The 18,650-nt window shown below is 66.5% G+C and carries 19 protein-coding genes, 1 tRNA gene and 1 pseudogene; 5 read left to right on the forward strand and 16 right to left on the reverse strand.

All coding sequences use genetic code 11. From position 1 onward, the window contains the following. The 4 genes and pseudogenes from AC2EBS_RS06445 to tadA form a co-directional block, all read right to left on the reverse strand. A pseudogene (locus AC2EBS_RS06445) lies at window positions 1-400 on the reverse strand (MotA/TolQ/ExbB proton channel family protein); the annotation flags it as partial. Window positions 401-505: 105 nt separating this feature from the next. Continuing rightward, window positions 506-1,153 (reverse strand): ABC transporter substrate-binding protein, encoded by a 648-nt coding sequence (locus AC2EBS_RS06450; RefSeq protein ID WP_484727582.1) that lies wholly within the window; start codon window positions 1,151-1,153, stop codon window positions 506-508. A gap of 543 nt (window positions 1,154-1,696) precedes the next feature. Next, window positions 1,697-2,611 (reverse strand): LD-carboxypeptidase, encoded by a 915-nt coding sequence (locus AC2EBS_RS06455; protein ID WP_484727583.1) that lies wholly within the window; start codon window positions 2,609-2,611, stop codon window positions 1,697-1,699. Further along, complete coding sequence (gene tadA / locus AC2EBS_RS06460; protein ID WP_484728295.1) at window positions 2,608-3,195, reverse strand: tRNA adenosine(34) deaminase TadA; 588 nt, start codon at window positions 3,193-3,195, stop codon at window positions 2,608-2,610. The genes AC2EBS_RS06455 and tadA overlap by 4 nt, the downstream gene beginning before the upstream one ends. 94 nt (window positions 3,196-3,289) lie before the next feature. Here tadA and AC2EBS_RS06465 point away from each other — a divergent pair, with 94 nt between their 5' ends. Next, window positions 3,290-4,321 (forward strand): DUF72 domain-containing protein, encoded by a 1,032-nt coding sequence (locus AC2EBS_RS06465; RefSeq protein WP_484727584.1) that lies wholly within the window; start codon window positions 3,290-3,292, stop codon window positions 4,319-4,321. A gap of 4 nt (window positions 4,322-4,325) precedes the next feature. Here the strand turns inward: AC2EBS_RS06465 and thpR are convergent, their stop codons facing one another. The 4 genes from thpR to guaB all read right to left on the reverse strand — a co-directional run bounded on the left by thpR (window position 4,326) and on the right by guaB (window position 9,388). Then, window positions 4,326-4,901 (reverse strand): RNA 2',3'-cyclic phosphodiesterase, encoded by a 576-nt coding sequence (gene thpR / locus AC2EBS_RS06470; RefSeq protein ID WP_484727585.1) that lies wholly within the window; start codon window positions 4,899-4,901, stop codon window positions 4,326-4,328. Beyond that, window positions 4,901-6,505 (reverse strand): glutamine-hydrolyzing GMP synthase, encoded by a 1,605-nt coding sequence (guaA, locus tag AC2EBS_RS06475; protein WP_484727586.1) that lies wholly within the window; start codon window positions 6,503-6,505, stop codon window positions 4,901-4,903. The genes thpR and guaA overlap by 1 nt, the downstream gene beginning before the upstream one ends. Before the next feature lie 16 nt (window positions 6,506-6,521). Next, a complete protein-coding gene (locus AC2EBS_RS06480) occupies window positions 6,522-7,805 on the reverse strand; it encodes an MFS transporter (protein WP_484727587.1) in 1,284 nt (427 codons plus the stop codon). A gap of 110 nt (window positions 7,806-7,915) precedes the next feature. Next, window positions 7,916-9,388 carry an IMP dehydrogenase gene (gene guaB / locus AC2EBS_RS06485; protein WP_484727588.1) on the reverse strand — a complete coding sequence of 491 codons (1,473 nt, stop codon included), beginning with the start codon at window positions 9,386-9,388 and terminating at the stop codon, window positions 7,916-7,918. A gap of 98 nt (window positions 9,389-9,486) precedes the next feature. Between guaB and AC2EBS_RS06490 the strand changes: the two genes are divergently transcribed. After that, entirely contained in the window at window positions 9,487-10,026 is a 540-nt protein-coding gene (locus AC2EBS_RS06490; protein WP_484727589.1) for a DUF4124 domain-containing protein, read from the forward strand. Between the two features lie 27 nt (window positions 10,027-10,053). Here AC2EBS_RS06490 and AC2EBS_RS06495 read toward each other — a convergent pair whose 3' ends face one another. Beyond that, on the reverse strand, window positions 10,054-10,434 hold the full coding sequence (locus AC2EBS_RS06495; RefSeq protein ID WP_484727590.1) for an RnfH family protein: 381 nt from the start codon (window positions 10,432-10,434) through the stop codon (window positions 10,054-10,056). After that, window positions 10,421-10,885 (reverse strand): type II toxin-antitoxin system RatA family toxin, encoded by a 465-nt coding sequence (locus AC2EBS_RS06500; protein WP_484727591.1) that lies wholly within the window; start codon window positions 10,883-10,885, stop codon window positions 10,421-10,423. The genes AC2EBS_RS06495 and AC2EBS_RS06500 overlap by 14 nt, the downstream gene beginning before the upstream one ends. A gap of 47 nt (window positions 10,886-10,932) precedes the next feature. Here AC2EBS_RS06500 and smpB point away from each other — a divergent pair, with 47 nt between their 5' ends. Beyond that, window positions 10,933-11,397, forward strand: a complete 465-nt coding sequence (gene smpB / locus AC2EBS_RS06505; protein ID WP_484727592.1) for an SsrA-binding protein SmpB — start codon at window positions 10,933-10,935, stop codon at window positions 11,395-11,397. Between the two features lie 16 nt (window positions 11,398-11,413). Then, the gene (locus AC2EBS_RS06510; protein WP_484727593.1) at window positions 11,414-12,463 is read left to right on the forward strand and encodes an adenosine deaminase; all 1,050 of its coding nucleotides are present in this window, start codon (window positions 11,414-11,416) and stop codon (window positions 12,461-12,463) included. Window positions 12,464-12,473: 10 nt separating this feature from the next. Here AC2EBS_RS06510 and AC2EBS_RS06515 read toward each other — a convergent pair whose 3' ends face one another. From AC2EBS_RS06515 to phaR, 4 genes are all read right to left on the reverse strand, one after another. Beyond that, window positions 12,474-13,685, reverse strand: coding sequence for a PLP-dependent transferase (locus tag AC2EBS_RS06515; protein ID WP_484727594.1), 1,212 nt, complete (start codon window positions 13,683-13,685; stop codon window positions 12,474-12,476). Between the two features lie 69 nt (window positions 13,686-13,754). Continuing rightward, window positions 13,755-15,158 carry a 30S ribosomal protein S12 methylthiotransferase RimO gene (rimO, locus tag AC2EBS_RS06520; protein WP_484728296.1) on the reverse strand — a complete coding sequence of 468 codons (1,404 nt, stop codon included), beginning with the start codon at window positions 15,156-15,158 and terminating at the stop codon, window positions 13,755-13,757. A 154-nt stretch (window positions 15,159-15,312) separates the two neighbouring features. Next, complete coding sequence (locus AC2EBS_RS06525; RefSeq protein WP_484727595.1) at window positions 15,313-15,990, reverse strand: hypothetical protein; 678 nt, start codon at window positions 15,988-15,990, stop codon at window positions 15,313-15,315. 367 nt (window positions 15,991-16,357) lie between these two features. After that, window positions 16,358-16,948 carry a polyhydroxyalkanoate synthesis repressor PhaR gene (gene phaR, locus AC2EBS_RS06530; RefSeq protein ID WP_484727596.1) on the reverse strand — a complete coding sequence of 197 codons (591 nt, stop codon included), beginning with the start codon at window positions 16,946-16,948 and terminating at the stop codon, window positions 16,358-16,360. A gap of 175 nt (window positions 16,949-17,123) precedes the next feature. Between phaR and AC2EBS_RS06535 the strand changes: the two genes are divergently transcribed. Further along, window positions 17,124-17,369: a SlyX family protein gene (locus AC2EBS_RS06535; RefSeq protein WP_484727597.1), complete on the forward strand. Its 246-nt coding sequence runs from the start codon at window positions 17,124-17,126 to the stop codon at window positions 17,367-17,369. A 15-nt stretch (window positions 17,370-17,384) separates the two neighbouring features. Here the strand turns inward: AC2EBS_RS06535 and acuI are convergent, their stop codons facing one another. Together acuI and AC2EBS_RS06545 are read right to left on the reverse strand one after the other, a co-directional pair. After that, window positions 17,385-18,371 (reverse strand): acrylyl-CoA reductase (NADPH), encoded by a 987-nt coding sequence (acuI, locus tag AC2EBS_RS06540; protein WP_484727598.1) that lies wholly within the window; start codon window positions 18,369-18,371, stop codon window positions 17,385-17,387. Between the two features lie 171 nt (window positions 18,372-18,542). Further along, a tRNA-Val gene (locus AC2EBS_RS06545) sits at window positions 18,543-18,619 on the reverse strand. Window positions 18,620-18,650 lie beyond the last annotated feature (31 nt).

An 18,650-nucleotide genomic window follows, 5' to 3' on the forward strand; every position in this document is an offset into this window, starting at 1 on the left:
CCACAGCGGTCTGCGCGATGTAGCGGAAGGCGCCGGTCTCGTTCAGGCTCTTCACGCCCTCAGCCAGGCTGGCCTTCTTGAAGAAGCTCACGCGCACGTCCTTGGCTTCCTTGCTCAGCTTGTGGGTGTCCCACAGGCGCACGAAGATGATGTACCAGGAGCCCATGGACATCAGCGCCAGAATCACCAGCACGCCCTGGTCGACGGCGTGGCCGTGCTTCACCAGGGCCATCAGGCCGTAGGGGTTCTCAACCGACTTGGCTGCGGTTTCCGCAGCAGCAGCAACGGCGGGCGCAGCCGAAGCCGCATCGGCGGCCTGGGCAGAGGCATTCATCGGGGACACGGCCAGCGTCGCGGCCATGGCGATAGCGGCAAACAGGCCGGCAAGACGAGAGATCATGGAGTCAACTCCTACTAGACGAGATCGAGAAACGAAACTCAGGTTGGGTTTGGATTCGGGAGTGCTTGTGACACCCCCGGGGTGCAGGACGCCTTCGCGCCTGCACTACTCGATACGGAACAGGAACTCCTGCTCGAACACATGGTCGCCAGGGCACTCGTAAGTGCTCTGCAGCGTTTCGGTGATGGCGGCGATCAGCGCACGCTGGGCGCGACGATCGACGCCACCGCGCATCGGCGTGATCTCGACCGACACCACACGGCCAGCCTTGACGGTGGCGAGCGCCTTGTACATGGCTTCGCCGCTCCAGTTCACAGCCGGCACCTCAGGCTTGCCCATCTTGGTACAAACCATGCCAGCCTTCACCGGACCAGCCGGGCGAGGCGCCGGCGCGGGCGCGGGCGGCGCAGGCGGCGGTGTAGGGGCCACATCCCGAACCGGCGGCGGTGTATTGCTCACCGGGGCCTGAATGGCATTGGGGGGCGGCGGGGCAGCCACCTGCACCTCGGGCGGCGGCACGAAGGGGGGCGGCGGCGCCTTCATGTCGGGCGGCGGCGGCACCACCTTCTCAGGCGGCGGCGGCGGCTTGACCTTCTCTTCGACAACCTTCACGTCGATCGGACCCTTGACCGCCTCGACCACCTTGTGAGCCAGACCACTGGCCAAGGCCCAGACGATCAGGACGTGGATCAACACGACGATCACGAAGCCGGTCACGCGCGACGAGCTCTGGTTCTCCTGCGCAAAGTTCATGCGCACTCCTTCGTATCACTGCGAAATTCGTTCATCGGTACACGCGCAGAGTCTGGCTCTTCACAGTCCGAGCAGGGTTCCCGTCGCTGCCCAGTCGCGTCCTGGGCCGGGGCGCCACGTGCAGCGGCACCGCGATGAGAGCCATGGCCGGCTGCGCCGCAGCTGGACACATCGAAAACGACCGCCAATGGCTTAGGCCACTTCCGACACACTCAATGTCTCGACTCACGAACCAGGGCACGTTGGGAACCCGCACTCAACAAAAATGCCCGCCGGCTTGTGGCCTGCGGGCTATCCTCAGGTGAACACACCACCCGATCCCAATGGGGACGGATGCTCTCGAGAGAGACTTGAATCATACCTTCACCTGGAACTGGCGACCCATCGGGCTTTCCCGCCCCTTACAGAATCAGCAAGAACCCTGGTAAAGCACCTTTAACACCATCGCATAGATGGAAACCCCATGTGCATGCGTGGGGCATTGCATCATCTGAGCAACAGGATCCGGCCTGACTGGAAGTCGCTGAGCCGGATAGCGGCGCGTCAGCGAGGGTGACCCCAGGCGAGCAGCAGGTCGCGCCCCTGCACGACCAAGTCTGCCCGCACACCGACCGGCAAAGTCACCTTCGTCGGCACATGACCGACAGGCAGGCCGTCGAGGATAGTGAGGTTCGGGCAACGCGCCTGGACAGCCGCCACGACATCCTTCAGACCATAGCCGCGATCCAGCGGCGACTTCTTCCACTCGGTGAAGCGCCCCAGCAGCAGCACCTTCTGCGACTCAAGCACGCCAGCCTGCTGCAGCTGAAGCAGCATGCGTTCGATGCGATAGGGATGCTCGGCGACGTCTTCGACAAAGAGGATGCCGCCCTTCACCTTCGGCAGGTGCGGCGTGCCGATCAGCGAACAGAGCATGGTGAGATTGCCGCCCCACAGCGTCCCGCGCGCCTCGAAGCCATCGTGCCCCGATGCGGTGCGGCAGCCGACGGCCTCCAGCACACCCTCCATGGCCTCGACGAAGCAGTCGCGCGTGATCTCGTCGACGCCGCCCTCTTCTTCTTTGCGACCGAAGTCATAGCAGGCCATGGGTCCGTGCCAGCTCTGCGCCTTGGTGTGCGCCAGCAGCCCCAGCTGTAGGGCGGTGAGGTCGCTGTGGCCGACCCAGCGCGTGCCGCGCTCAACGCTGCGCGCGAGCAGCTTCCAGTCGATGCCATCGAGCAAACGCGTCAGGCCATAGCCCCCACGGGAGGCCAGCGCCACCGACGGTGCGGCTTTCGCGATGCGGTGCAGCACCGCGAGCCGCGTCGCGTCGTCGCCAGCAAAGCGCTGCTGGCGTGTCAGCGCATCGGCATCGATCTCGGTCTCGAAGCCCAGCTGTTGCAGGCGCTTGGCCGCGCGACGCAGCACGGGTGCCTGCGCGACCATGCCGGCCGGGGAAAAGAGTGTCAAGGTGCTCATGGTCTGTCGCTGTCTGTGTCGTCGAGATGAATCGCTTCACCGGTTGGTATGACCTCTGGCTCCGGCGCCGCACCCGCGCTGCGCGCGAGTTCGCGTCGTAGGCGCGCCGCCTGTCGGCGCTCGGCAAAGAAATCGCGCAGCAGCCGCGCCGAGGCCTCGGCCAGCACGCCGCCTTGGATGAGGGTGTGGTGGTTCAACTGCTTCTGGCCGAACAGGTCCAGCACCGAACCAGCAACGCCGGTCTTGGGATCGGGAGCCGCAAAGACCACGCGCTTGAGCCTCGCATGCATCATCGCCATCGCGCACATCGCGCAGGGCTCCAGCGTCACGTACAGCTCGCATTCGGGCAGCCGGTAGTTGCCAAGCAAGGTGGCCGCGTGCCGGAGCGCAACGATCTCGGCATGCGCGGTCGGATCGTGAGTGGTGATGGGCCGGTTGTAGCCTGTAGCGATCACCTGGCCCTGGCGCATCAGCACCGCGCCCACCGGCACCTCGCCGACCAGCAGCGCGTTATGCGCCTGGTCCAGCGCCAGGCGCATCGCGTACTCGTCGGCAGCAGTGGTGAGCGAGGGTGAGGAATCCATGCGGGCAACGTCGTCCGGCGGCGAGCTGGGGCGCTGCCCCAGGGCCGCGCAGTGTAATGAATGAACCAAGCGAATGCCGCTATTCTCGCCGCCCATGCAGGACGCCCTGTTCCCTGACGAGAGCCCCCCCGATGCGGCACAGCCGAAACGGACGCCCACGCGTGGCGGCGTGCGGCCAGCTCCGGTCGACGAACCGCTGCGCGATCTTGCCTCGCAGCTGCCGCTGCGACTCTTTCTCGGCACTTCGACCTGGAGCTATCCCGGTTGGGCCGGCCAGGTCTGGGACCGGGGCTACAGCGAGCAGCTGCTTGCGAAGAAAGGCCTCGCCGCCTACGCGCAGCATCCGCTGCTACGTTGCGTCTGCATAGACCGCAGCTTCTACCGACCGCTGACGGCCAGCCAGTACGAGGCCTATGCGGCGCAGGTGCCGGAAGGCTTTCGCTTCGTGGTCAAGGCCCCAGCACTGGTCGCCGACGCGCTGGTGCGCGATGACCAAGGCCACGGCAGCCGCCGCAACCCGGCCTTCCTCGATCCGCAGCTGGCCGTGCAGGAATTCGTGCAGCCGGCGCTCGAAGGCCTGGGCGCCAAGATCGGCGCACTGGTCTTCCAGCTCAGCCCCCTGCCCGCCGCCCTGCTCGGCGAGATGCCCGCGCTGATCGCACAGCTCGATCGGCTGCTCGCCGCGCTGCCCAAGCTCGCGCCGATCGCGCCAGACGGCGTGGTCGCGATCGAGGTACGCGACCGCGAATGGCTCAGCGAGGACTTCGTAGCCGTGCTCAAGCGCCACGGCGCCACCTACTGCCTGGGCCTGCACCCCAAGCTGCCGCCGCCCGAAGAACAGCTGTGGCTGCTGCGCCGGCTCTGGCCCGGCCCTTTTGTCTGCCGCTGGAACCTCAACCGCCTGCACGGGCCCTATGGCTACGAGGCCGCGACGCGCAAGTACGGCGCCTACGAGCGCATCGTCGATCCGGATCCGGGCACGCGCGCGCTCGTCGCCAAGGTCGCCCGCGCTACCGCCAGGGCCGGCCAGGCGGCCTATGTGACGATCAACAACAAGGCCGAAGGCTGTGCGCCGCAATCGGTGGCGGCGCTGGCGCGGGAGATCGTCGAGGGCTCGGCCGAGTAATAACTCATCCGCTCAGCGCCCAGCTCGCCAGCTCTTCATGCCGGCTCTTGCCCAGATGGCTGAGCATCAGCGCGAAGCCTTCGACGCCGAAGCTCAACGGCTCGATGGAGCGCAGCTGCACGGCCGTGTCGTCGTAGAGCAGGGTCAGATGTGGCGTGTAACGCTCATGTACCCAGCGCGCCAGGCCTTCACGTCGCAGCGCTTCACCCAGCGCCTGTTGCAGCGCCAGCAGACCATCCAGGCCCGCATCGGCCTGCGGATGCGCCACCAGCGGCCGGTTGCGCGGCTTGTGCGCGAAGCTGGCCACGCGATCGAGCGTCAGCGCGAAGGGACCTGCACGCACGCTGTCCGCGGCGCGGCGTGCCGCGGTCACCAGCCCGGGCTCCAGCGTGGCGTGGTTGCCCAGGTGATGCAGCGTGATGTGCAGTCGCTCGGCCGGGAAGGCGCGGCCGGCGAGCTTGTGGTGCTCGCGCAGCTGCCGGCCCAGCGCGGCAAGCTGCTCGGCCGTGCCGGCGTCGGGATAGACGGCGAAGAACAGCCCGTGGCGGGCTGCTGCGGTCGCCGTCCCTCCCGCAGCCATCACTCCCACTCGATGGTTGCGGGCGGCTTGCTCGAGACGTCGTAGGTCACGCGGTTGATGCCGCGCACCTCGTTGATGATGCGGCTGGAGACCTTCTTCAGCAGGCCATAGGGCAGCTCGGCCCAGTCGGCGGTCATGAAGTCGCTGGTCTGCACTGCGCGCAGCGCCACCACATAGTCGTAGGTGCGGCCATCGCCCATCACGCCCACGCTCTTCACCGGCAGGAAGACGGTGAAGGCCTGGCTGGTCAGGTCGTACCAGCTCTTGCCGGAATGCTCGTCGCGCCACATGCGCAGCTCGTCGATGAAGATCGCGTCGGCGCGACGCAGCAGGTCGGCGTATTCCTTCTTGACCTCGCCGAGGATGCGCACGCCCAGGCCCGGGCCCGGGAAGGGGTGGCGGTAGACCATCTCGTGCGGCAGGCCCAGCGCCACGCCCAGCTCGCGCACCTCGTCCTTGAACAGCTCGCGCAGCGGCTCCAGCAGCTTCAGGCCGAGCTGCTCGGGCAGGCCGCCGACGTTGTGGTGGCTCTTGATCGTCGTGGCCTTCTTGGTCTTGGTGCCGCCGCTCTCGACCACATCGGGATAGATCGTGCCCTGGGCCAGGAAGGTGGCACCCTTGTGGCCGCCGTCACCGGCCTTGAGCTTGGCCGCCTCGGCCTTGAACACATCGACGAAGAGACGGCCGATGATCTTGCGCTTCTGCTCGGGGTCGGTGACGCCGGCCAGCTCGCCGAGGAACAAGTCGCTGGCATCGACGCGGATCACCTTGGCGTGCAGCTTGCCGGCGAACATGTCCATCACCATATCGCCTTCGTTCAGGCGCAGCAGGCCGTGATCCACGAAGACGCAGGTCAGCTGGTCGCCGATGGCGCGGTGGATCAGCGCCGCGGCCACCGAGGAATCGACGCCGCCGGACAGGCCGAGGATCACTTCCTCGTCGCCGACCTGCTCGCGGATCTTCTGCACCGCCTCGGCGATGTAGTCGCCCATGATCCAGTCGCCCTTGCAGCCGGCGATTTCGCGCACAAAGCGCTCCAGCATCGCCTGCCCCTGCAGCGTGTGCGTGACCTCGGGGTGGAACTGCACCGCGTAGTAGCGCTTGTCCTCGTTGGCCATGCCGGCGATCGGGCAGCTGGGCGTGCTGGCCATCAACTTGAAACCCGGCGGCAGCGCGGTGACCTTGTCGCCGTGGCTCATCCAGACCTTGAGCATGCCGTGGCCCTCGGCGGTGGCGAAGTCCTGGATGCCCTTGAGCAGCTCGGTGTGGCCATGCGCCCGCACCTCGGCATAGCCGAACTCGCGGTGGTCGCTCCATTCCACCTTGCCGCCCAGCTGCACGGCCATGGTCTGCATGCCGTAGCAGATGCCCAGCACCGGCACGCCCAGATCCCACACCGCCTGCGGCGCGCGCAGCTGATGGTCCTCGTAGGTCGAGGCATGGCTGCCCGACAGGATGATGGCCTTGGGCGCGTAAGCGCGGATGAAGTCGTCGCTGACGTCGTTGGGGTGGATCTCGCAGTAGACATGCGCCTCGCGCACGCGGCGCGCGATCAGCTGCGTCACCTGGGAGCCGAAATCGAGGATCAGGACTTTGTCATGCATGGTGGATTCAACTCCGTCAGGAAACATGGGGCACGGCCGCGGCGGCACGGCGGCTGTGCGAGAAATGGCGCCAGGCGAAGACCAGCGAGAGCAGCTGCATCGCCGCGCAGAAGTAGAAGGGCGCGCCGATGCGCCAGTCGCCCTTGGGCAATTCGGCCACGAAATACATCAGTCCCGAGCCGACCACAGGTGCCAACACGGCCATCAGGCTGTTCAGAGAGGCCACGGCGCCCATGGTCTGGCCCTGGGTGCGCTCATCGGCGGCATTGGAGATCATGCTTTGCAGCACCGAGCCGCTGGCGTAGGACAGCAGGTTGAACACGATCACCGCGTACATCATCCAGCCCGCAGTCGCAGCACCCCAGGCGAGGTTGGCCAGCACGCTGGTGGACAGCCCGGCCAGAAGCAACATGCGGCCGGAGATGCGCTTGAGCAGATGCTTGAGCAGAAAGCCCTGCACCAGCACCGAGAGCAGGCCCACGACGAACAGCGACAGCCCGTTCTCCTTCGGGCCCCAGCCGAACTTGAAGCCGGTATAGAGCACCCAGCTGGTCTGCAGCACCAGCTGCGCCAGACCGCTGAGCGCAATGACGAAGACCAGTCCGCCCACACCCTTGAGCGCCCTGAGCTTGCGGAACGAGGCCAGCGGATTCGCCGCGCGCCAGTCGAAGGGCCGGCGATGCTCTGGCGAGAGCGATTCGGGCAGCACGAAGTAGCCATAGACCCAGTTCAGCAGCGCCAGGCAGCCGGCCACGTAGAAGGGCAGGTGCAGGTCGATGTCGCCCAACAGGCCGCCCATCACCGGGCCGAGGATGAAGCCCATGCCGAAAGTGGCGCCCAGCATGCCGAAGCGCTTGGCGCGCTCCTCGGGCGGCGTGATGTCGGCCACATAGGCATTGGCCACCGCTGCATTGGCCTGCATCGCGCCGCTGAACAGGCGCACCAGCACCAGCATCCACAAGGCACTGGCCATCGCGGTGACGAAGAAGCTCAGCGCCAGGCCTGAGAAGCCGATCAGCATCACCGGCCGGCGACCGTAGCGGTCCGACAGCGCGCCCAGCAGCGGCGCGCCGACGAAGTTGGCCACGCCGAAGGCCAGCGTCACCGCCAGATAGGCCAGCGTGTGCTCGGACGGGCTGGTCGCGAACGTGCCCACCAGCGGCGGCAGCACGGGGATGATCAGGCCGATCGAGATCATGTCGATCAGCACGGCCAGCATGATGAAGCCCATGCCGGCGGCGCGGGGCTTGTTGCCACCTGGCGCGTCGTCGACCGTCGTCTGGGCTTTGCTATCGCTCACTTAAATGCTGCTCCTTGCCGGCGAGGAACCACCGGATGCCGCCTGGGGCCGAGAAAGGCAAAGGGGCCGACGCCTCGCAGCCCCCGCCCCTTTGCCGTCACCTTCAGGCGTCATTCCGAACGGTAGTTCGGCGCCTCCTTGGTGATCTGCACATCGTGCACATGGCTCTCGCGTATGCCCGCCGACGTGATCTCGACGAACTCGGCCTTGCTCTGCATCTCCGCGATGGTCGCGCAGCCGCAGTAGCCCATCGAGGCGCGCAGGCCGCCGGCCATCTGGTAGACGATCGCCACCATCGAGCCCTTGTAGGGCACGCGGCCTTCGATGCCCTCGGGCACCAGCTTGTCCGCGTTGGGGTTGGTGGTCTCGTCGTTCTCCTGGAAGTAGCGGTCGGCCGAGCCGGCCTTCATCGCACCGATCGAGCCCATGCCGCGATAGCTCTTGTAGCTGCGACCCTGGTAGAGGATGACCTCGCCCGGGGCCTCCTCGGTGCCGGCGAACATGCCGCCCATCATCACCGTGCTGGCGCCAGCGGCGATGGCCTTGGCGATATCGCCCGAGTAGCGGATGCCGCCGTCGGCGATCAGCGGCACGCCGGTGCCCTTCAGCGCGGTGGCCACATAGTCGATCGCGGTGATCTGCGGCACGCCGACACCGGCGACGATGCGGGTGGTGCAGATCGAGCCGGGGCCGATGCCGACCTTGACGCCGTCGGCACCGGCTTCCACCAGCGCCAGCGCCGCTGCGCCGGTGGCGATATTGCCGCCGATGACCTCGATGTGCGGATAGTTCTTCTTGACCCAGCGCACGCGCTCGATCACGCCGGCACTGTGGCCGTGGGCCGTGTCGACGACCAGGGCATCGACGCCGGCACGCGACAGCAACTCGACGCGCTCTTCGGTGCCCTCGCCCACACCGACCGCGGCGCCGACGCGCAGCTTGCCTTGCGAGTCACGCGCGGCGTTCGGGAAATTGGTCTGCTTGGTGATGTCCTTCACCGTCATCAGGCCACGCAGCTCGAAGCTGTCGCTGACGACCAGCACGCGCTCGAGCTTGTGCTTGTGCATCAGCGCCTTGCCTTCGTCCAGCGAGGCGCCTTCCTTGACAGTGACCAGGCGCTCGGCCGGCGTCATGATCTCGCGCACCGGCGCGTCCATGCGGGTCTCGAAGCGCAGGTCGCGGCCAGTGACGATGCCAACGACCTTCTTGCCTTCCAGCACCGGGAAGCCCGAGATGCCATGCTGTTCGGACAGCGCCTTCACCTGACGCACCGTGGTGTCGGGCGTGATCGTGATCGGGTCGCGCAGCAGGCCGGACTCGTAGCGCTTGACCTTGGCGACCTCGGCCGCCTGCTGTTGGGCGGTGAGGTTCTTGTGCACGATGCCGATGCCGCCCTCCTGCGCCATGGCGATGGCCAGGCGGGCTTCCGTCACCGTATCCATGGCCGCGGAGACCAGGGGCAGGTTCAGGCGAATATTGCGGGTCAGCTGGGTGGCGAGGCTGGTGTCGCGGGGCAACACCTGGGAGAAGGCTGGCACCAACAACACATCGTCGAAGGTGAGCGCTTTACCGAGAAGGCGCATGTGGGAAGCTCCAGACGCAAAGCGGCATTATACGGAAGGCCTGAAGACGGGGCCCGACGCTACACTCGGCTCCATCGTCTCATGCAGGATTCTTCGCGATGCCGATGCCGCTGTTCTCGTCGCCCAGGTTCCGCCCCGCCTTGCTTGCACTGCTGCTGATCGGCACGCTGCCGATGGCCGCCCATGCGCAATGGAAGTGGCGCGATGCCGCCGGCAAGGTGCAGTACAGCGATCTGCCGCCGCCGCAGGGCACACCAGAGCAGGACATCCTGCAGCGCCCGCCGACGGCACGCAAACCGGTGGTCGTGCGTCCGATCGGCAGCGCCGACGCAGCCAGCGTGCCCGCCTCGGCCGCGGCAAGCGCGCCACGCCAGCCCAACCGTGCCGAGCTGGAAGCCCAGGCCAAGCGCAAGCAGGCCGAGGCTGAGATCGCCGCACGACGCAAGGAAGAAGAGCGCAAGATCGCCGAACAGCGGGCCGAGAACTGTCGGCGCGCCACCGAGCACCTGCGGGTACTGGAAAGCGGCGCACGCATCACCAAGCAGAACGCTGCCGGCGAAACCATCTTCCTCGACGATCAGCAGCGCGCGCAGGAGATCCAGTACGTGCGCGGCATCATGTCCAGCGACTGCCGCTGAGCCCCGCAACAGGCGCGGCGTACGCGCCTAGCCCTCGCCACCGCCAGTCGCACCGACGACGCTGCGTCCGGCCTTGGGCCGGTGCCGCGAGACGATGCGCTCGCCCGCAGCGCGGTAGCGCAAGCGCCGCGCCTCCTTGGGGTCAACGGTCAGCGGCCGGTAGACCTCGATGCGGTCGCGGTCGCGAAGCAGCGTCTGCAGCGGCTTCACGCGGCCCCAGATGCCGATGCGCAAATCCGCCAGGCGCGGCAGCATCGCGGCGAACTCGGTACAGCCGCGCAGCGCCGCTTCGATGCTCGTGCCTTCGCTGACGCGCAATCGCTGGTGAAGCACCTCGCCGCGCTGCGGGCTCCACACCAGTTCGATGTCGAGCAGCGCCAGAGCACCAGCCGAATCAGCGGGGACCATAGACGCCTTCGGCACGCTGCACGAAGCTGTCGACGAAGGTGTTGGCAATGCGGTCGAACACGGGGCTGACCACCGCCTCCAGCGCGCGGCTGGAGAAGGCATAGCGCAGCTCGAACTCGATCTTGCAGGCCTGCGGCTCGGCGCTTGCATCTCCGCCAGGCTTGCCCAGCGGGTGGAACAGCCAGACACCGTCCAGCAGCGAGAACGGCCCGTCGACCAGCGCCATCTCCACGCGCTTGCCGTGCTCGTGGCTGTTGCGCGTGGTGAAGGCATGCTTGACGCCGGCATAGGCCAGCGACAGCCGCGCCGTCATGCCGCCCTCGTGCTGCTCCAGCACCTCGGCCTGCTGGCACCAGGGCAGGAACTCCGGATAGCGGCTCACGCCGGTGACCAGCTCGTACATCTCGTGCGGCGAGTACCAGAGCAGGACGGACTTTTTCACGTGCTTCATACAATGCCGAAATTGTATTGGCGCGCGCCGCCCCCAGATCGAGACCCATGACCATCGCTGAAAACCGGCGCGCCCGGTTCGAGTACCACATCGAAGAGCAGTTCGAAGCCGGCGTCGTGCTCGAAGGCTGGGAGGTGAAGGCGATACGCGCCGGCCAGGTGCAGCTGACCGACGGCTACGTGATGATCAAGAACGGCGAGCTGTTCCTGATCGGCTGCCGCATCAACCCGCTGCGCACCGCATCCACCCACGTCAACCCGCTGGCCGACCGCACCAAGAAGCTGCTGATGAAGAAGGACGAGATCCGTCGTCTCATCGGCAAGGTCGAACAGCGCGGCTTCACGCTGGTGCCGCTGAACCTGCACTACAAGGCCGGCCGGGTGAAGTGCGATATCGCCTTGGCCAAGGGCAAGGCCCAGCACGACAAGCGCGAGACCGAGAAGAAGCGCGACTGGGAACGCGAGAAAGGCCGTTTGATGCGACACAAAGTCGCATCGAATCCGAAGGACTGAGCCCCGCGCAGCGCCCATGGACATTGACTTCTCCCGCATTCCGCGCAGCGCCCTGCCCGCGCTGCTGGCCGCCGCACCCAAGGCCGAGCTGCATCTGCACATCGAGGGCTCGCTGGAGCCCGAGCTGATGTTCGCGCTGGCGCTGCGCAACGGCATCACGCTGCCCTATGCCGATGTGGATGCGGTGCGCCGAGCCTATGCCTTCACCAATCTGCAGAGCTTCCTGGACATCTACTACGCCGGCGCCGGCGTGCTGCAGACCGCGCAGGACTTCGAGGACCTGGCCTGGGCCTATTTCCAGCGCGCCGCCGCCGACAAGATCCGCCGCGCCGAGATCTTCTTCGACCCGCAGACGCACACCGCGCGCGGCATCGGCCTCGATGTCGTCATGACCGGTTTCACGCGCGCGGTCGCGCGGGCCGAGCGCGAGCTGGGCCTGAGCGTGGGCCTGATCGCCTGCTTCCTGCGCCACCTCAGCGAAGAGGACGCACTGGCCACGCTGGAGCTGCTCAAACCCTACCGCGCGCAGCTGCTGGGCGTCGGCCTGGACAGCAGCGAGGTCGGTCACCCGCCGGAGAAGTTCGCGCGCGTGTTCGCTGAGGCCGGCGAGCTGGGGCTGCATCGCGTCGCGCATGCCGGCGAGGAAGGCCCGCCGGCCTATGTGTGGGGCGCGCTGAACGCGCTGCAAGCCGAGCGCATCGACCACGGCGTGCGCAGCCTCGAAGACAGCGCCTTGGTCGACGAGATGCGCCGTCGCGGCACGCCGCTGACCGTGTGCCCGCTGTCCAATCTGAAGCTCTGCGTCGTGAAGACGCTGGCCGAGCATCCGCTGCCCGCGCTGCTGAGCCAGGGACTCAAGGCGATGCTGAACTCGGACGACCCGGCCTACTTCGGCGGCTATCTGGGCGAGAACTTCCAGCAGAGCTTTGCCGCGATGCCGGCGTTGGGCGCGGCCGAGGCCTACACGCTGCTGCGCAATGGCTTCGAGGCCTGCTTCGCGCCGGCGGCAGAGAAGGCGCGCTGGATCGCCGAGCTGGACGAAGTCTTCGCAGCCGCTGCGGCCTGAGCCCTGCAGCTCAGCCGCGCAAGCGTGCCAGGGCCTGCGCCAGATCGGCGCGCAGATCGGCCTCGGCTTCCAGCCCGATCGCGAAGCGCACGATCTGACCCTTGCTGTAAGGCAGACCGAGTGAGCGGCTGCGGCTCATGTCGTAGGGCACGGCCAGGCTCATCGGCCCGGCCCAGGAATAGCCGATACCGAACAGGTCCAGCGCATCGACAAAAGCATCGACCTGCTGCTGGCTGTACTCCGGCTTGAACACGGCGGAGAACAGGCAGGCAGCACCGCCGCTGCTCACCTGCTGCCAGTGCTGATGACCAGGCGAGTTCGGCAGCGCCGGATGCAGCACCTGCGCCACCTCGGGCTGCTCGGCCATCCAGGCTGCCAGCGCACGCGTCGTGGCGTCCTGTGCGCGGTAGCGCAGCTCCAGCGTGGGCAGGCCGCGCAGCACCAGCTCCACATCGTTCTGGCCCAGGCCGTAGCCCAGGTGTTCATGCGCATGGTTGAGCTTGTCGTGCAAGGCCTGGTCGCGGGTGTAGACCGCACCCATCAGCACATCGGCGCCGCCGGAGGGGTATTTAGTCAGCGCCTGCATCGAGATGTCGACACCGAAGCCGGGCTCGCTCGCCGGCAGCAGGTCGAAGGGCTTGAAGGCCACGCCGGCGCCCCAGGTGTTGTCGAGCGCAGTGGCCACGCCACGGGCCTTGCAGGCGCGCAGCAGGCCGATCAGATCGGGAAACTCCAGCGTGATCGAGCCGGCGGCCTCCAGCCAGACCAGCTTGGTGCGCTCGCTGAGCAAGGCCTCGAAGGCCGGCAGGTCCAGCGGATCGTAGAAACGATGCGTGATGCCGAAGCGCGGCAGCCAGTCCTCGCTGAGATAGCGGTTCTGGCCGTAGACGTTGTCGGGCACCAGCACCTCGTCGCCCGGACGCAGCAGGCCCAGCGAGACCAGCGTGATCGCCGACAGGCCGCTAGGCGTCAGCAGGCAGTGCTCGGCACCTTCGAGCGTGGCCAGGCGCGCGGCCAGCGTGTACGAGGTCGGCGTGCCGTGCAGGCCGTAGCGATACGACAGCCCATCGCGCGGCCGCGGCCGACGCAGATCGGCCGTGCTCTTGAACAGCACCGTCGAGGCCTTGTACACGCCGACCGGAAACGCATCCCAGCCCTCCGGCGCCTGGTAGGGATGGTGGATCTGCTGCGTGGAAATCGCGCGCTGCTTCTTGTCGCTCAAGGCCGGCCTCACAAATGAAAAAGCGGGCTGAAGCTCATGCCGCTCCAGCCCGCTGCAGATTGTGCGCGATCAGATCGGCATGCCGATCAGGTCGTGGCCCTCGACGGCCACGATGCGCGCGCGGGTGAATTCGCCGACCTTCAGCGTCTTGCTGGCCTTCTCGGGCGGCAGCAGACGCACGGTGCCGTCGATCTCCGGCGCGTCGGCGTAGCTGCGGCCGACACCGCCCTTGCGGCCCAGGGCCGGAGCCGAATCAACCAGCACCTGCATCGTCGCGCCGACACGGCTGCGCAGTTTGTCGATGGACACGGCCTCGGCCACCGCCATGAAGCGCGCGCGGCGTTCCTCGCGCACCGCGTCGGGCAGCGCGCCGGGCAGATCGTTGGCCGGCGCGCCCTCGATCGGCGAGTAGGCAAAGCAGCCAGCGCGGTCGATCTTGGCTTCCTGCATGAAGTCCAGCAGGTACTGGAACTCCTCCTCGGTCTCGCCGGGAAAGCCGGCGATGAAGGTGGAGCGGATGACGATCTCGGGGCAGATCGCGCGCCAGGCCTGGATGCGCTCCAGATTGCGCTCGCCATTGGCCGGGCGCTTCATGCGCTTGAGCACGTCGGGGTGCGCGTGCTGGAAGGGCACGTCCAGGTAGGGAAGGATCAGGCCGGAAGCCATCAGCGGCAGCACTTCGTCCACATGCGGATAGGGGTAGACGTAGTGCAGGCGCACCCAGGCGCCGTGGGCCTTGGCCAGCTCGCCCAGCTGCGCGACCAGGTCGAGCATGCGCGTCTTCACCGGCTTGCCGTCCCAGAAGCCGGTGCGGTACTTGATGTCCACGCCATAGGCGCTGGTGTCCTGGCTGATGACCAGCAGTTCCTTGACGCCGGATTCGAACAGCGCGCGCGCCTCGCCGAGCACATCGCCGATCGGGCGCGAGACCAGGTCGCCGCGCATGCTGGGGATGATGCAGAAGCTGCAGCGGTGGTTGCAGCCCTCGCTGATCTTCAGGTAGGCGTAGTGCTTGGGTGTCAGCTTGATGCCTGCCACGCCGCGCGCCTCGGGCACCAGGTCGATGAAGGGATCGTGCGGCTTGGGCACATGGGTGTGCACCGCGTCCATCACTTCCTGCGTGGCATGCGGCCCGGTGACGGCCAGCACGCTGGGGTGCATCTCGCGCACCAGGCCGCCGGCCTCGTGGCTCTGGTGGCCGGCCTTGGCGCCCAGGCAGCCGGTGACGATGACCTTGCCGTTCTCGGCCAGGGCTTCGCCGATGGTGTCCAGGCTTTCCTTGACGGCATCGTCGATGAAGCCGCAGGTGTTGACGATCACCAGATCGGCGCCGGCGAAGGTCTTGGAAGTTTCATAGCCCTCGGCGCGCAGCTGAGTCAGGATCAGCTCGGAATCGGTCAGGGCCTTGGGGCAGCCGAGAGATACAAAGCCGATCTTGGGAGCAGCCTTGGCGGCGGCTGGGTCGTAAGTCATTGATTCCATTTGAATTCCGCCCTTCGGCCTGACTGGTGTACTCGGGCTGCATTCTACGATGGCCACTCCCTTAGCCCTTGACTCTGACCGACTCACGAACCAGGCAAGTGAGCTCCCCGGACAGTTGACTACCACCGCGCCGTTCCCCTACCGACTAGTACTTGCTTCTGCAACTCGGATATGGGGCGCTTTCGTTCGGCTTCTGCTCGCAGACGAGGATCGGATTGAGTGCTTTCAAGCGACCACTCCAGATCGCGGGATCAAGATTCGGGGCAGCAGCCTGCGGGCTACCACGCTCAGACCACTGTACGGAATAGACGTTTTGAGCGCCTTTAACTACAGCCACCAATGCGACCTCACTTGTAGCCGTTCTCGTTGTCGTCAAGTTATGCGTGCCACAGCCCACCAGGACTACGTGCACGGGATGACCTGTTTCGATTCGGGAATCTGCGACGCTTGCCCCAACAAACGTCGTCGGGCACGACTGCTGAAAGCCCTGGGCAATTCGCATAGCAACAGCCTTTGCCGTTAGCTCCGACTGCTTCCCGAGATCCTTGTTGGCGGTAACCAAGACACGCTGCGTCCAAGGACCGGTATCCGGATCAGTGGCGAGCACGATGGTCCGTGCATACACATCGCCACGCGTCTGCTCAGTCTGGGCCTTGAAGCCGTTCGGTATCTGATGCGCAAAGAGCTCGCCGAACAGCGGAGACACGACGAGCGCCGCTGGAAAGTCAGATGTTGTTCCCACAAACTCGGCAGCAACGGAATGACTAGCCATCACGGCCAGCCAGATGGAAACGCCAGTTCGCAAAGATGACGCCAATTGCATTTAGTTCTCCCTGCTTTGCTCGCATCGTAATCGTGGGCCTAATCACATGAACGATGTCCCTGCCTCACCGACACGACGCACCATGAAAAAAGCCCGCTGCTAACGGGCTTCATGCTGCTCTGAATGCTGTTTGTCTGACGCCTTACCAGCAACCTCGGCTAACGAAGCCGTTCCTCGATGCGGGCTGCGGGGTAACAGAGGTATCGCTCATGGCCTAGACTGTCCCCGATGCGCCGACCTCGCGCCGCCGCTCGGGCATTTGCGCCCGGCCGTGGGGCGCGACCAGGGATCAGTCTCGCCATGCGGGACATGGCTCGCCCTTCGCTGGGCGTCGTACAGCCCGCAATGGGCTGTCCTCGGTCCGTGCTCAGGGCTTCTTGGCGGGCGGGAAGCCGGGCATGCCCGGAAACAGGGCAGCCGCCTGGTTCATCTGCTCCTGCATCTGCGCCAGCAGGTTCTTGCTCTGCTCCATATAGCCGCCCATCAGGTTCTGCATCGTCGGCGACTGCTGGCCGAGGAACTGCGTCCACAGCTCGGGGCTGAAGGCCAGGCCCTTGCTCTGCTCGGCGAACTTGGCCTGCATGTCGGAGAAGAGCTGCATGTTCTTCTCCAGGTAGGAGCCCATCACGCCCTGCATCGCATGGCCGTAGAAGCGGATGATCTGCTCCAGTGCCTGGGTGCTGAACATCGGCACGCCGCCGGTCTCCTCCTCGAGGATGATCTGCAGCAGGATGGAGCGCGTCAGGTCTTCGCCGCTCTTGGCGTCGCGCACCTCGAAGCTCTGGCCTTCGAGCACCATCTTCTTCACGTCGGCCAGTGTGATGTAGCTGCTGGTCTGCGTGTCGTAGAGACGGCGGTTGGGATATTTCTTGAGCACGCGCACGCGGGCAGCGGCGTCTTCGGTAGAGGTGTCCTGCTGCTGCGTCGAGGCAGTCCTGGCGCGACGGGCCGTGGCCATGATGAGCTGATCTCCCGGATAGTCGTTCGTTCTATGGCTCGCTTCGCTGCGAGGGCCAGGCGAACGATTCTAGGAGTGGCGCCGGAGCCGACCCGGACGGGTTTACCCCTGAGAAAACGCCCGGCTTGCGACAGGCGTACAACAGTGCGCGCCCGAGCTGGCGTCCAATAGCGACATGGACGAAACCAAGACAGAAGCGGCGACGGCTCAGGCCGAGACCGAGCGGCGACTCACCGAGCTGGAGATCAAGGCCAGCTATGCCGACGACCTGCTCGAAGAGCTCAACCGCGTGGTCGTGCGCCAGCAGCAGCAGATCGACAAGCTGCAACGCGAGCTGGCGGAAATGCGCCGCCAGATGCCCGACCCGGGCAGCGCCGCGCCCTTCCGCAGCCTGCGCGACGAACTGCCGCCACACTACTGAAGCGACGCTGGCGACTCAGGCGTTGACGTTGACCACCAGTCGCCCGCGCACCTTGCCGGCGAGGATGTCGGCGCCAGCCTGCAGTGCCTCGGCCAGGCCGATCTCGCGCGTGAGTGCTTCAAGCTTGGTCAGGTCCAGATCGCGCGCCAGCCGCGCCCAGGCTTCCTGGCGACGCGCCAGCGGCGCCATCACGCTGTCGATGCCGTAGAGCGTCACGCCACGCAGGATGAAGGGCGCTACCGAGCCGGGGAAGTCCATGCCCTGGGCCAGGCCGCAGGCGGCGACGGCGCCGCCGTAGCGCGTGCCGGCGCAGGCATTGGCCAGCGTGTGGCTGCCCACCGAATCGACGACGCCCGCCCAGCGCTCCTTGGCCAACGGCTTGCCCGGCGCCGACAGCTCGTCGCGCGAGATCACGTCGGCGGCGCCGAGCGACTTCAGGTAGTCGCTCTCCTGCATCCGGCCGGTGGACGCCACCACGCGATAGCCCAGCCGCGCCAGCAGCGCCACCGCAACGCTGCCCACGCCGCCGCTGGCGCCGGTGACGAGGATGTCGCCGCTGTCCGGACGCAGGCCGTGCTTCTCCAGCGCCAGCACGCAGAGCATCGCGGTGTAGCCCGCGGTGCCTATGGCCATGGCATGCCGGGCGCTGAGCGCCGCAGGGATAGGCAGCAGCCAGTCGGCCTTGACGCGCGCCTTCTGCGCGAGGCCGCCCGAATGCGTCTCGCCCACGCCCCAGCCATTGAGCAGCACGCGATCGCCGTGCTTGAAGCGCGCATCGCTGCTCGCCTCCACCACGCCGGCGAAGTCGATGCCCGCATGCAGCGGGAACTTGCGCACCACCGGGCTCTTGCCGGTGATTGCCAGACCGTCCTTGTAGTTGATCGTCGAGTAGTCGACGCGCACCGTCACCTCGCCCTCGGGCAAGGCGCTGTCGTCCACATCCTTCAGGCTGGCGCGGTAGCCAGCCTGCTCATCCTTCTCGATCACGATGGCTTTGAACACACGAGTCTCCTCAGGCCTGACATGCAGGCTTGTTGCCGATGTGCGCAGAGCATAGAGCGGCGCGCATCCAGCTGTTGTCGCAGGGGCAACAGGGACAGGCGTGAGAGCCGGACACGCAAAGCAAAAGCCCCGAACCGCTTTCGCGATCCAGGGCTTTATGTCTTCAGAATTTGGTAGGCGCGATTGGACTCGAACCAACGACCCCCACCATGTCAAGGTGGTGCTCTAACCAGCTGAGCTACGCGCCTGAAGAGCTTCGCAGTATAGCAGAGATTTTTG

The sequence above is a fragment of the Roseateles sp. T103 genome, assembly GCF_057219915.1.